The sequence below is a fragment of the Sphingomonas sp. S-NIH.Pt3_0716 genome, assembly GCF_003950715.1.
Taxonomy (GTDB): Bacteria; Pseudomonadota; Alphaproteobacteria; order Sphingomonadales; family Sphingomonadaceae; genus Sphingobium; species Sphingobium yanoikuyae_A.
Map to the genome: position 1 here is coordinate 186,388 of NZ_QLJK01000006.1, position 12,899 is coordinate 199,286.

Sequence of the window (12,899 nt, forward strand, 5' to 3'; positions counted from 1 at the left end):
ATATGATCCTGGAGGGCGAGGGCGCCCAGCTCGATCTGGGCCGACGACTGGCGCGCCATGTCCGCATCGGTGACGTCATCGCGCTGGAAGGCGGACTGGGTGCCGGAAAGACGACGCTAGCGCGCGGCCTGCTGGAGGGGCTTGGCCTGGAAGGGGAGGCGCCCAGCCCCAGCTTCGCGATCGTCCAGCCCTATGACATTCCCGATGTTCGCCTGCCGGTCGCCCATGTCGATCTCTACCGGCTTGATGATGCGGAGGAAGCGGCCGAGCTCGCGCTGGACGAATATCTGCATGACAGCCTGCTGATCATCGAATGGCCCGACAGGCTGGGCGATGGGCTCTGGTCGCACGCCCTGTTTCTGACCATCATGATCGAGCCGGATGGCGCACGGCGCTTGACAGCGCGCGTGCCCGACGCTTGGACGGATCGATGGTCACAGATATGATCCCCCCCGCAACCGCCCCCGCTTTCCTCACGCAGGCGGGTTGGGATGGCGCCGCCATCGTTCCGCTTGCCGGCGATGCCTCCTTCCGTCGCTATTTCCGCGTGGTCGACGGCGGTCGCCGTGCCGTGCTGATGGACGCGCCGCCGCCGCATGAAGATCCGCGCCCGTTCATTGCGATTGCGCAGCATCTGCTGGGTCAGGGCTTTGCCGCGCCCGCGATCCTGGCGCAGGATCTGACGCAGGGCCTCGTCCTGATCGAGGACTTTGGCGACGAGCGCCTGAAGGAGCATGTCGAGGAGGATCCGGCGGGCGAACTGGCGGTCTATCGCCGCGCGATCGATCTGCTGGCCGACCTGCACAAGCTGCCCGCTGCCGATGTCCCGCCCTACGACCGCGCGGTCTACCAACGCGAGGTCGGGCTGCTGACCGAATGGTATTGCCCGGCGCTGGGGCTGGACGTCGATGCCGACGCCTATCATGCAGCCTGGGACGCGGTACTGCCGATCGCCGAACAGTCGGCAAGCCCTGTCGTCACCGTGCTGCGCGACTATCATGCCGAAAATATCATGCTGATTGACCGGCCCGAAGTGCGCGGCCTGGGTCTGCTCGATTTCCAGGACGCGCTGGCTGGCCACCCGGCCTATGACCTCGTCTCGCTGCTGCAGGACGCCCGGCGCGACGTGTCGCCGGAACTGGAGGCCGCGATGCTGGCCCATTATCATGCGGTCGCCAATCCGCCGGCCGATTTCGACGCCGCCTATGCGGTGCTGGGTGCCCAGCGCAACGCGAAGATCATCGGCATCTTCACCCGCCTGTGGAAGCGTGACCACAAGCCGCGCTATCTGTCCTACCTGCCGCGCATGTGGGGGCTGCTGGAGCGCGATCTGGCCCATCCGGCGCTGGCGCCGGTCAAGGCTTGGTTCGACGCCAATATCCCTGCCGACAAGCGCCATCATGCGCTTGTGGAGTTCGCCCAGGCATGATCGATACCGCCATGCTCATGGCAGCAGGACTCGGCAAGCGGATGCGCCCGCTGACGGCGACCCGTCCCAAGCCGCTGGTGAAGGTCGCCGGCAAGGCGCTGATGGACCATGCGCTCGATCGCCTGGCGGCCGGTGGCATCAAGACCGTGGTCGTCAACGTCCATTATCTCGCCGATACGGTCGAGGCGCATCTCAAAACGCGCAAGGACATGGACTTCCGCATTTCCGACGAGCGGGCCAAGCTCCTGGAAACCGGCGGAGGGCTGATCCACGCCAGGCCACTGCTCGGCGACAAGCCGTTCATCTGCGCCAATAGCGACAATCTCTGGATCGACGGCCCGGCCGAGACGCTGGGCATGATGCAGCGGCTATGGGATTCCGAACGGATGGATGCGCTGCTGCTGCTGGTGCCGCTGGCGCGGGCCAATTGCCATAGCGGACCGGGCGATTTCCATATGGATGCCAATGGCCGTCTGACCCGGCGCAAGATCGCCCATGTCGCGCCGTTCGTCTTCACCGGCGTTCAGATCCTGTCGCCCCGCCTGCTGGTCGATCCGCCGGCGGATGTCTTTTCGACCAATATCTTCTGGAACCGCGCGATCGCGGCCGGACGCCTCTATGGCGCGGTGCATCAGGGGCTGTGGTTCGACGTCGGCACGCCGCAGGCCATTCCCGTCGTGGAGTCGATGATCGCCCATGGGTGATCGGGCCAAGCCGGCGCTGTACACCATCCCGGCGCATCGCGCCTTCGCCGATGCGCTGGTCGCCGGCATATTGGCGCAGCAGGGGAGCGATCCCGTCCGCCTGGCGCAGGGCATGATTCTGCTCCCCAGCAATCGCGCCGTCCGCGCTGTCAGCGACGCCTTTGTCCGCCGGGCCGAGGGCGGCCTGCTGCTGCCCCGTCTGGTCGCGTTGGGCGATCCGGAACTGGGCGAGGAAGTCGGCGGCGCGCTGGATCCGCTGTGGGAGGGCGATGCCGTTCCCGCCGCCATCCCGCCGATGCGACGGCAGATGATCCTTGCGCGCATGGTGCAGGATGCGGGCGGCGCGGCCGATGCCGGCCAGGCGCTGCAACTGGGGCAGGCGCTCGGTGCCGTACTCGACCAGATGCAGGTGGAGCGGGTACCGCTCGATGCGCTGTCGAAGCTCGACCTGATCGAGGGGCTGTCGAGCCATTGGGAAAAATCGCTCGACCTCTTCTCCATCCTGATTGCGCGTTGGCCGGCTGAACTGGCACGGCTGGGCTTCATCGACCTTGCGGATCGGCGCAACCGGCTGTTCGACCGGGTTGCTGCGCGCTGGGCGGAGGCTCCACCGCCGGGCTTCATCGTCGCGGCCGGCATCAGCGCAACTGCGCCGGCGATCGCCGGGCTGCTGCGGCGGATCGCCGAACTGCCCAATGGACAGGTGGTGTTCGCCGGCCTCGACCAGAATTTGGACGAGGACGCCTGGGCCGCGATCGGTCCGTTCCCGCCCGATCCCGTCACCGGCCGCAGCGCTGCGGGGCATGAGACCCATCCGCAATATGCGCTGAAGCGCCTGCTCGACCGCATGAGCGCCAGCCGCGAGGATGTCGCCCAGTGGCGCTGGGGCAGTGAACATGATGCCCGCGCCGTGCGCGGCCGCAATATTTCCAACGCGATGCTGCCGCCGCGGCTGACCAGTCGCTGGCGCGACCTCAAGACCGCCGACCGCTCGCTGGCCGGGGTCGAAGCGCTGGAGGTGGCGACGCCGGGCGAGGAAGCGCAGGCCATCGCCATCGCATTGCGCGAAGCGCTGGAGACGCCCGAGCGCACCGCCGCGCTGGTGACGCCCGATCGGCAACTGGCCGTGCGCGTTTCCGCGCATCTGCGCCGCTGGGGCATTGAGGCCGACGATTCCGCCGGTCAGCCGCTCTCCCGCCTGCCACCCGGCACCCTGCTGATCGCCATGGCGGAGGCGGCGGCCGAGCGCTTTGCGCCAGTCGCGCTGCTGACCCTGCTCAAGCATCCGCTGGCAATGCGCGGCGAAATGCGTCTACCCTGGCTGGAAGGGGTGCGTCAGCTCGACCTGCTGCTGCGCGGACCGCGGCCGCAGGCGGGGCTGCGCGGCATCGACCTGTTGCTGGAGGCGCGCGAGGGCGAGGATCGGCAGAAGGAGCTGCGTGTGCAGGTCCGCGCCTGGTGGCCCTGGGCGCGCGATCTGCTCGAACCGCTGGAGGCCGCCTTCGTGCTCGCGCCCGATCTGGCCGGGCAGTTGGCGGCGGTGCGCGAACAGGCCGGGGCGCTCACCAATGACGCGCTCTGGGCGGGGCATCAGGGCCATGCCGCCGCCGACCTGTTCGCCGAGATGGAGGCGGCCGCCACCGAAGGGCCGCGCCAGGCCGATATCCGATCGCTGCCTGCTTTGCTCGACCATATGCTGGGCGGCGTGTCGGTGCGCCCGCCACAGGGCGGCCATCCGCGCATCGCCATATTGGGTCTGGTCGAGGCGCAGCTGGTGCAGGCGGACCTGATGATCCTGGGCGGCCTCAACGAAGGTAGCTGGCCGGGCCTGCCTTCGCCCGATCCCTGGTTGGCGCCGCGCATTCGCCGCGAACTGGGTCTGCCGGGCCTCGAAACCCGGATCGGGCTTGCCGCGCATGATTTCGCGAGCGCGCTCGGCGCCCCGCATGTCCTCATCACCCGTGCCCGGCGCGGCAGCGGTGGCCCGGCGATCGCGTCGCGCTTCTGGCTGCGGCTGAAGGCGATGGCCGGGCCGCAATGGAAGACCGCCGATCGCTATCGCCTGCTGGCCGATGCGCTGGACCTGCCGCCCAGTCACCGACCGTCCGCGCGCCCGGCGCCGGTGCCGCCGCTCGCCGCCCGGCCGACCCGCATTCCGGTCACCGATGTTGACCGGCTGAAGGCCGATCCCTTCGCTTTCTATGCCCGACGCATCCTGAAGCTCAATCGGCTCGACCCGGTTGATGCCGATGCCGGACCGGCCTGGCGCGGCACGGTCGTGCACGAGATATTGGAGCATTGGGCGCAGGGCGGCAGCCGTGATCCGGCCGATCTGGAGGCGCGGGCACGCGCCATGTTCGCCCGGCCCGATGTCCATCCGCTGCTCCGCGCCCTGTGGCAGCCGCGCCTGATCGAGGCGATCCGCTGGATCGCAGCCGAAGTGGCAAAGGATCAGGCCGCGGGCCGCCATATCCTGGCGGTGGAGACGGAAGGGAAGGCGGAGATTGCCGGCGTGCTGCTGACCGGCAAGGCCGACCGCATCGACCGCATGCCTGACGGCAGCATCGGCATCGTCGATTACAAGACCGGCAAGCCGCCCAGCGCGCGGCAGGTGCGCGGCGGCTATGCGTTGCAATTGGGCCTGCTCGGCCTGATCGCGGAATCCGCCGATGGGGCCTTTCCCGGCGTTGCCGGCGCGCGGGTGGCGGGCAGTTTCGAATATTGGTCGCTGGCCAAGAAGGGCGACGCCTTTGGCTATCGCGAGAGCCCGGTCGATCCGATGGGCAAGCGCGACAAAATCGTCACCGCCGATTTCACCGCCTTCGTCTATGACCAGTTTCGCGATGCGGCCGAAACCTGGCTCACCGGCGCCGCGCCCTTCGCTGCGCAGGTCAATCCGGAAGTGGCCAATTATGGCGATTATGACCAGCTGATGCGGCTGGAGGAATGGTATGGGCGCGACGATGGCTAAAGGCTCCAGCCCTTTGCAACCGCTGGCCGGCGCACAGGCGCTGGCCGCTGCGCCCGACGCCCATGTCTGGCTGTCGGCCTCCGCTGGCACCGGCAAGACCCATGTGCTGACCGCGCGCGTCTTCCGCCTGCTGCTCCAGGGCGTGCGGCCGGAAAATATCCTCTGCCTGACCTTTACCAAGGCAGGTGCGGCGGAAATGGCCGACCGTATCCATGACCGGCTCGCCACCTGGGTGCAGGCCGAGGAACGCGATCTGTTCAACGATCTGGAGGCGCTGGGCGAGGAAAGTGGGCCAGAAGCGCGCGACCGAGCCCGCCGCCTGTTCGCCGAAGTGCTGGAATCGACCGGCGGCGGCCTGCGCATCCAGACCATCCATGGTTTCTGCCAGCAATTGCTCGCCTCCTTCCCGCTGGAGGTGGACCTGGCCCCCGGATTCCGCCCGCTCGACGCGCGCGAACAGGGTGTGCTGGCCCGCCAGACGTTGGCCGACATGGTCATCCGCGCCGAGGAACTGGGCGATGGCGACCTGATCGATGCCTTGCAGGCGCTGAGCCTGCGGCTGGGCGAAGGCGCGGCCGAGACGTTCCTGCTGCGCTGCGCCGCGCGCCTTTCCGCGCTGGCAGAGCTACCCGGCGATATCGGCCCCTGGCTGGCGCGCGAACTGGGCCTGCCCGAAGGCGACATCGACGCCTGGCTGGCGGACCAGTGCAGCGACGCCATGTTCGACATGCGCAGTCTGGCCTGGGTGGCACAGGCCAATGCCGATTGGGGCACCGGCCGGGCACTGGAACGCTGCGACCGGATCGCCGCTTGGCGCGGCCGCGATCCCGTCGCGCGTGCCGTGACCCTGACCGACCTGCACAGCGCATGGGCCAAGGCGGATGGCGACCTCATCTCCGCCAAGGGCTGGGTGCCGCCGATCGATGGCTATGGCGAGGCGACCGCGCGGCTCCATGCCCGTTGCGCCGAACTGATCGGCGTCAAGCTGCAGGCCGAATATGCCGCGCTGCTGGCCTGCGCGCTCCATGCCGGCCGCGCCTATGCCCGCGCCTATGATGAGGCCAAGCGGCTTGCCGGCGCGGTCGATTTCGATGATCTGATTGAACGGGCGTCTGGGCTGCTGCAACAGGACGGGATTGCCGAATGGATCCGCTACAAGCTGGATCAACGGATCGACCATATCCTTGTCGATGAAGCGCAGGACACGAACATCCGGCAATGGCGGATCGTGCAGGCCTTGACCGAAGAGTTTTTCACCGACGAGTGGGAACCGGAGGCAAAGGTCCGGACGCTATTCACTGTCGGCGATTTCAAGCAGGCTATCTTCGGATTTCAGGGCACCAGTCCCAAGGCGTTCTCCGATGCGCAGTTGGTGTTTGGCCATTATGCCAAGCAAGCCAAACAATCTTTCCACGATCTGTCTCTCGATCGCAGCTTCCGCTCGACGCCGCCGGTTCTCGACCTGGTCGACCGGACGATCGCGACCTTGCGAGCGCAATCGCTGGGCCTGACCGAGGGCGAAGTGCGGCATATCAGCGCCAATCGGCATCCGGGCGAGGTGCTGCTGTGGAAGCCGACGATCGCGGGTCTTGCCGACGAGGTCGAGGGCGAGGAGGATTGGGTCGCCGATCAGGAACGGGAACTGGCCGGTAAGATCGCGCGCCAGATCCGGCAATGGATCGACGACAAGATGATGCTGGAAGCGCGGGGGCGCCCGGTCCGCCCTGGCGACATCATGATCCTGGTCCGCCGCCGCAGCGAGCTGGCGCGGCTGATCGTCGCGCGCCTCTATGAGGAAAAGGTGGCGGTTGCCGGCATCGACCGCCTGCGCCTCAATGCGCCGCTGGCGGTGCGCGACCTGCTGGCCGCGCTGCGCTTTGCCACGCAGCCCGACGATGACCTGAACCTTGCCGCCCTGCTGGTGTCGCCGCTGATCGGCTGGACCCAGAACGAACTGATGGAGCGGGCCATCGGGCGCAAGGGTGGCCTGTGGCGCCATCTCCTCCAGCGGCTGGACGACGCGCAATTGCTGCCGCTGCGCCAATTGCTGGGGCAGGCGGACTTCACCACCCCCTATCGCTATCTGGAGGCGATCCTGTCCGGCCCGATGGACGGCCGTCGCCGGCTGATCGAGCGGCTGGGGGCGGAAGCGGCCGACCCGATCGAGGAATTGCTGAACGCCGCGCTCGGCTTCGAGGCGGACGACCATCCCTCGCTCCAGCGCTTCATCGACTGGTTCGATCGCGGCGAAGTCGAAATCGTCCGCGACGCGGCGGCGCAGGGCGATGCGCTGCGGTTGCTGACCGTGCATGGCGCCAAGGGGCTGCAGGCGCCGATCGTCATTCTCGCCGATGCCTGTCTCGATCCCGATGCCGGCAACCGCATGGATTCGCTCGAATGGAACGGCCTGCCGATCCTGGCCCCGCGCAAGGGCGAGCGGATCGGGCCGATCGGCGACGTCGCGGCCGATGCCGCCGCGATCGAACGGGAGGAGCATTGGCGCCTTCTCTATGTCGCACTGACCCGCGCCGAGGAGAAACTGATCGTCGCCGGATCGCTCGGGCCAAGGGCCAAGGGCGAGGTGAAGCCGCAAAGCTGGTATGGCGCGGTCGATGCGGCGATGGTCGACATGGGTTGCGACTGGGAGGCCGATCCGCTCTGGGGTGCCCGCCGTCGCTGGCGCGGGACGGAAGCCCTGACGCCCAAGGCCACGCAGCCGGAAAGCGCCGAAGACAAGCCTGTGGTGGTCGAGCCGGACTGGCTGCGCGCGCAGGCGCCGGCGGAACAACGTCCACCCCGGCCACTGGCGCCCTCCGCGCCGGTCGAGGATGACGTGCCCAATCCGCCGCCCACCGCCGCGATGCGCCAGGCAGCCGAGCGCGGTCGCTGGCTCCATGCCCTGTTCCAGCGCCTGCCCGACCTGCCCGCCGAGCGGCGTCGCGAGGGGGCGGAACGCTGGCTGGAGCAGCAGGGGGCAGGGGATGCCACGCTGCACAAGGACGTGATCGATCATGCGCTGCGGGTGATTGAGGATCCGCATTTCGCCGCCCTGTTTGCGCAGGGCGCGCTGGCCGAAGCGCCGATCGCGGCGGTGGTCGGCGAAGCGGTGATTGCAGGCACGGTTGACCGGCTGCGGGTCGAGGCGGACCGGGTCCAACTGGTCGATTTCAAGACCGGACGGATGACGCCGCGCGATGCGGAGGAGGTGCCGGTCGCCCATGTCCGGCAGATGGCGGCCTATGTCGCGGCGCTGGAAGTGATCTTCCCCGGCCGCACGGTGGAAGCGGCCCTGCTCTATACCAGCGCGGCGCGGCTCATCGCGCTGCCGGCTGCGCAACTGGCGCCCTACAAGCCGGGCTTTTCGCCCACGCAGCAATATTTGCTGCTGTGACCCGTTGAGCAGCGGGCGCAGCCATCCTAGATATCGACCAACTTAAGGAGTTTGCAGTTATGGCCACCAAGGCAGTTACCGATGTCAGCTTCAAGCAGGACGTGATCGACGCCGACAAGCCCGTGCTTGTCGACTTCTGGGCGGAATGGTGCGGCCCGTGCAAGATGATCGGCCCGGCTCTGGAAGAGATTAGCGAGGAACTGGCCGACAAGGTCACGATCGCCAAGATCAACATCGACGAAAATCCCGATGCGCCGGGCCAGTATGGCGTGCGCGGCATCCCGACGATGATCCTGTTCAAGAATGGCGAAGTCGCCGCGACCAAGGTCGGCGCCGCGCCCAAGAGCGCGCTCAAGGGCTGGATCGAAAGCGTCCTCTAAGCCACTGACAAATCAAAAAAGGGACGGCAGCCCGGCTGCCGTCCCTTTTTATTAGCTGAGCGGGATCATTACCAGTTCGGCATAGGCCGGCTTTTCGCGCAGCCGGTCATACCAGGCGCGCAGATGCGGCAGGTCGGGCCGCGGCATGTCGAGCGTGAAATAGGTGTGGGCGTAGACGCCCATCGGCACATCCGCGACACCGAAATTGACACCCGAAAGCCATTGCTGATCGGCCAGCGCCCGGTCGAGGATCGTCATCGCCGCGCCTGACGCCTGCGCGGATGTCTCGACCACCTGTAAATCTCGCTGTCCATCTTGGCGTCGCACCAACTGGATGAAGGCGTCGCGCTGGGCATCGGCAAAGCTGAACTGCCAGTCCATCCATTTGTCGCCCTGCGCCCGCAGCGCGGGGTCGGCGCGATACATCTCCTCCGGCGCATAACGATGGGCGAGATAGCGCAGGATTGCGTTGGACTCCCACAGTATGACATCGCCATCCTCGATCGTCGGGATCAGGCGATTGGGGTTCATCGCCAGATAGGCGTCGGACATGCCATGTTCCATGCCGACATCATGGCGGACGAAGGGCAGGTCGATTTCCTGCGCGAACCAGGCGACCTTCTTCACATTATGCGAATTGAGGCGGCCCCAGATCGTCAGCATGTTCGGTCTTCCTTCGGTCAGGCATAATAGGTCTTGGCCGCCAGATCCCACAGGCGCGGCGAGGATGCGCCCATCAGGCCCCGACGCTGTTCACCGACCCGATAGGCGCTGCCGTCGAGCCGCTGGCAGCAGCCCCCTGCCTCATTGACGAACAGGGTGCCGGCCGCATGGTCCCAGGGCAGCACGCGCGCGAAGATCGACACGTCATTCTGGCCCAGCACCAGCCGAGGATATTGCTCCGCCGCGCAGCGGGGAATGTCCACCATGGTGAAAATGGCCTGCGACTTGCGCTCCATCTCGGCCCGTTCCTCGGCTTCCATGAAGATGGTGGAGATGGCTGCGATTGGCAGGTCGCCGTCGCTTTCCTTCGCCACGATCCGTTCGCCATCGACATGGCTGCCGCCGCCCAGCGTGGCATGGCACAACCGCCCGGTCAGCGGATCGAGGATCCAGCCGGCCAAAGTGGCGCCATTGTCGGCCAGCGCGATCATGATGCCGAAGGGCGGCTTGCCCGACGCGAAATTACCGGTGCCGTCGATCGGATCGATGATCCAGTTGAGGCCATCGCCGGCGCGGTCGAGGATTGATGGGTCGGCCGCGCAGGCCTCTTCGCCGATGACCCCGGCTTCGGGCAGGATCGACGTCAGCCCTTCGGCCAGCCGGATCTCGCTTTCCTTGTCGGCGATGGTGACGAAGTCGTTCGCCGCCTTCTCGCTAATCTCTTCCGTCGCCAGATTCTGGTAGCGGGGCATGACGATGTCGCGCCCCACCTGCCGCATCAGCGCGACGACGGGATCATGCAGTTCCACCATCATGCGCCGGTCCCCTTAGCTGCGATAATCCGCGTTGATCGAGATATAGCCATGGGTCAGGTCGCAGGTCCACACCGTGGCGCGGCCTTCGCCCAGGCCGATATCGACGCCGATGACGATATCCTGCCCCTTGAGATGGGCGGCCACCGGCGCCTCGTCATAGCCGTCGAGCGCCAGGCCGCCGGCCGCCACCTGGGTCGCGCCGAAACGGATGGCGAGCTTGTCGCGCTCGGCCGGTTCGCCCGCCTTGCCCACCGCCATGACGACGCGGCCCCAATTGGCATCCTCACCGGCGATCGCGGTCTTCACCAGCGGCGAATTGGCGATGGACAGGGCAATGCGATGAGCGCTGGCGTCGCTCTCCGCGCCCTCGACCGTGATTTCGATGAACTTGCTGGCACCTTCGCCGTCGCGCACGACCAGATGGGCGAGTTGGCGGCACAGGTCGGACAGCGCCGCAGCAAAGGCATCCGCACCGGCATCGTCCATCGATGCGAGCGGCGCATTGCCGGCCTTGCCGGTGGCGAAGGCCAGCACCGTGTCGCTGGTCGAAGTGTCGCTGTCGACGGTGATGCAGGAAAAGGTCCGCTTGTTGGCGGCCGACAGCATCTGCTGCAGCAGCGCCGGATCGATCGCAGCGTCGGTGAAGATATAGCCGAGCATCGTCGCCATGTCGGGCGCGATCATGCCCGATCCCTTGATGATGCCGACCAGATCGACGCGGGTGTCGCCGATCATCGCCGAGGCATGGGCGCCCTTTGCATAGGTGTCGGTGGTGCCGATGGTGTTGGCCGCATCCTCCCAGCCGCAGGGCGCGGCGGTGAAGGCGGCGTCCAGGCCGGCCTCGGCCTTGTCGATCGGCAGCGGCACGCCGATCACGCCGGTCGAGGAGACGAAGATGTCGGACGGCTGGCACGACAGGTGATTGGCGACCTTGGCCGCGATCGCTTCCACCGCGGCGCGGCCGCGATGGCCGGTAAAGGCATTGGCGTTGCCCGCATTGACGACGACGGCGCGGCATGAGCGAAATCCCCCCTTGCGTCAATGGCCCGATCGGGCGCTAGTCCCGCAGATAGAGGCGCCCGACGCCATCGGGCATCGGGACCATGCGATAGCCATGGTGGCGGGCGTAATTGTCCAGACCGTCGTCAGGGCGCAGCGGCAATTTGCGCGTGCCATTTTCATAGCCGGTAAGGATCGCTGCCGGCATGGCGCGACCCAGGTCCGGCAGGGTGGCAGGCGTCAGCGCATGGAGCCGGCGGGCCTGCTCGGGGCGGAGCGTCCAGCCGGTGCGATAGGCGAACGGGCCGGTTGCCAGGCGCAGATCGAGCGCCAGGCCGCTGTCGATCGCGAGATGCGGCGAGAGGGTGAGGATATCGGCGCCGCCCGCAGCGCGCACCGTCCTGCCCAGCCAATGGGCATTGGCCTGCGCGGCGAGCAGCGGCATTCCGGTACGGGTAGCCGTCACCAGATCCCGGATCGAGGGGATGAGGCCGGGGATCGCTGCCAGGCAGAGCAGCGTCAGTACCACCTTGCGCCGCAGTGGCCGCCAGCGACGGGCATCGTCGAGCAGATAGCCGAGGGCAAGGGCGAGCGGCGGCAGCAACGGCATCAGATATTGCAATTGGGTCGGGGTCGGCAGCGCGGCGCCGATCAGCGCGCCGGCACTCATCCAGATCGCCAGCCGACGCCCCGATGAGCGCGTGCGGTCACGGGTCGCGATCCAGTTGGCGATGAGCATCAGCAAGGCGGCAAGGGCTGGGCCCTTCCAGAGATATTTGAGAAGGTCGCGCAGCTTTTCCGTCGTCGCCAGTTCCTGCGCTGCGCCGTTGGCGGCATACCAGGCGTGGGGCGCGGTCATGCCATAGGTCAGGACGCCGTACAGAAAGCCGTCCGGCCCCGATGCCCAGGCGATGGCCATGGGCGCCATGCCCAGCAGCGCACCGAGTGCCAGGCAAAGGGCGGCGCGAATAGCGTGCCGGCCGCCGCTGGCGATGACGAACAGGCCGACGGTCGCGCCGAGCGGGGCGAAATTGAGCTTTGTCGCGATGGCAAGGCCGTAGAGGATCCCGGCTCCAAGCCAGTGGCGGTCCGAGCGATGACGCAGGCCAAGCAAGGTGAGCAGCATTGCGGCGGAGGCCAGCAGGGTCGCCAGCATATCGTTGCGGACAACGGAGCCGCTGAACTGGAACGCGGCTGTTGCTGCCATCAGCAGCATGGCCAGGGTAGCGCTGGAGCGCGATATGCCTGCCGCACGCTGGGCCGCCCAGATGAGCGCAAGCGTCGCGAGCGCCATGACGGCGGTGGCAAGGCGCATCGCCAGTACCATATGGCCCGATGCGATCAGGCTCAGCGGTGCCAGCACCCAGGCGTGCATCGGCGGCTGAAGATAGAGAAAGTCGCGAAACATGACCGCATGCCCGCTGAAATAGGCGCCGGCGACATATTGGCTTTCGTCATGATCGAAGGGCGCCGCAATCGCGGCGATCAGGAACCAGCCGGTCAATGCGCTGACCAGCAGCGGCGCCAGAGACAAGCGTAATCGGCGC

9 protein-coding genes and 1 pseudogene are annotated in these 12,899 nt (G+C 67.3%); 6 read left to right on the forward strand and 4 right to left on the reverse strand.

The window, feature by feature from the left end; translation table 11 throughout:
- Positions 1–2 precede the first annotated feature (2 nt).
- From tsaE to trxA, 6 genes are read left to right on the forward strand one after another with little or no spacing between them, the layout of a single operon-like run.
- A complete protein-coding gene (gene tsaE, locus BRX37_RS06825; RefSeq protein ID WP_125986053.1) occupies positions 3–446 on the forward strand; it encodes a tRNA (adenosine(37)-N6)-threonylcarbamoyltransferase complex ATPase subunit type 1 TsaE in 444 nt (147 codons plus the stop codon).
- Positions 443–1,429 (forward strand): aminoglycoside phosphotransferase family protein, encoded by a 987-nt coding sequence (locus tag BRX37_RS06830; RefSeq protein ID WP_125986021.1) that lies wholly within the window; start codon positions 443–445, stop codon positions 1,427–1,429. The genes tsaE and BRX37_RS06830 overlap by 4 nt, the downstream gene beginning before the upstream one ends.
- On the forward strand, positions 1,426–2,133 hold the full coding sequence (locus BRX37_RS06835; RefSeq protein WP_048937085.1) for a nucleotidyltransferase family protein: 708 nt from the start codon (positions 1,426–1,428) through the stop codon (positions 2,131–2,133). The genes BRX37_RS06830 and BRX37_RS06835 overlap by 4 nt, the downstream gene beginning before the upstream one ends.
- Complete coding sequence (gene addB / locus BRX37_RS06840) at positions 2,126–5,104, forward strand: double-strand break repair protein AddB (protein WP_125986022.1); 2,979 nt, start codon at positions 2,126–2,128, stop codon at positions 5,102–5,104. The genes BRX37_RS06835 and addB overlap by 8 nt, the downstream gene beginning before the upstream one ends.
- Positions 5,085–8,495, forward strand: coding sequence for a double-strand break repair helicase AddA (gene addA, locus BRX37_RS06845; protein ID WP_125986023.1), 3,411 nt, complete (start codon positions 5,085–5,087; stop codon positions 8,493–8,495). Before addB ends, addA begins: the two co-directional genes overlap by 20 nt.
- Before the next feature lie 32 nt (positions 8,496–8,527).
- Complete coding sequence (trxA, locus tag BRX37_RS06850; protein ID WP_257011054.1) at positions 8,528–8,875, forward strand: thioredoxin TrxA; 348 nt, start codon at positions 8,528–8,530, stop codon at positions 8,873–8,875.
- 51 nt (positions 8,876–8,926) lie between these two features.
- On the opposite strand, the gene BRX37_RS06855 is transcribed toward trxA, so the two are convergent.
- From BRX37_RS06855 to BRX37_RS06870, 4 genes and pseudogenes are all read right to left on the reverse strand, one after another.
- A complete protein-coding gene (locus BRX37_RS06855) occupies positions 8,927–9,538 on the reverse strand; it encodes a glutathione S-transferase family protein (RefSeq protein WP_125986024.1) in 612 nt (203 codons plus the stop codon).
- Positions 9,539–9,555: 17 nt separating this feature from the next.
- Positions 9,556–10,353 carry an inositol monophosphatase family protein gene (locus BRX37_RS06860; protein WP_125986025.1) on the reverse strand — a complete coding sequence of 266 codons (798 nt, stop codon included), beginning with the start codon at positions 10,351–10,353 and terminating at the stop codon, positions 9,556–9,558.
- Positions 10,354–10,365: 12 nt separating this feature from the next.
- A pseudogene (gene argJ / locus BRX37_RS06865) lies at positions 10,366–11,367 on the reverse strand (bifunctional glutamate N-acetyltransferase/amino-acid acetyltransferase ArgJ); the annotation flags it as partial.
- Positions 11,368–11,410: 43 nt separating this feature from the next.
- Positions 11,411–12,886 carry a glycosyltransferase family 39 protein gene (locus BRX37_RS06870; protein ID WP_318276622.1) on the reverse strand — a complete coding sequence of 492 codons (1,476 nt, stop codon included), beginning with the start codon at positions 12,884–12,886 and terminating at the stop codon, positions 11,411–11,413.
- Between the last annotated feature and the right edge of the window lie 13 nt (positions 12,887–12,899).

Coding starts and splice junctions, on each gene's coding strand:
- addB (WP_125986022.1), top strand. CDS start 2,126: ATGGGTGATCGGGCCAAGCCGGCGCTGTACACCATCCCGGCGCATCGC.
- BRX37_RS06835 (WP_048937085.1), top strand. CDS start 1,426: ATGATCGATACCGCCATGCTCATGGCAGCAGGACTCGGCAAGCGGATG.
- BRX37_RS06855 (WP_125986024.1), bottom strand. CDS start 9,538: ATGCTGACGATCTGGGGCCGCCTCAATTCGCATAATGTGAAGAAGGTC.
- addA (WP_125986023.1), top strand. CDS start 5,085: ATGGGCGCGACGATGGCTAAAGGCTCCAGCCCTTTGCAACCGCTGGCC.
- tsaE (WP_125986053.1), top strand. CDS start 3: ATGATCCTGGAGGGCGAGGGCGCCCAGCTCGATCTGGGCCGACGACTG.
- BRX37_RS06830 (WP_125986021.1), top strand. CDS start 443: ATGATCCCCCCCGCAACCGCCCCCGCTTTCCTCACGCAGGCGGGTTGG.
- BRX37_RS06860 (WP_125986025.1), bottom strand. CDS start 10,353: ATGATGGTGGAACTGCATGATCCCGTCGTCGCGCTGATGCGGCAGGTG.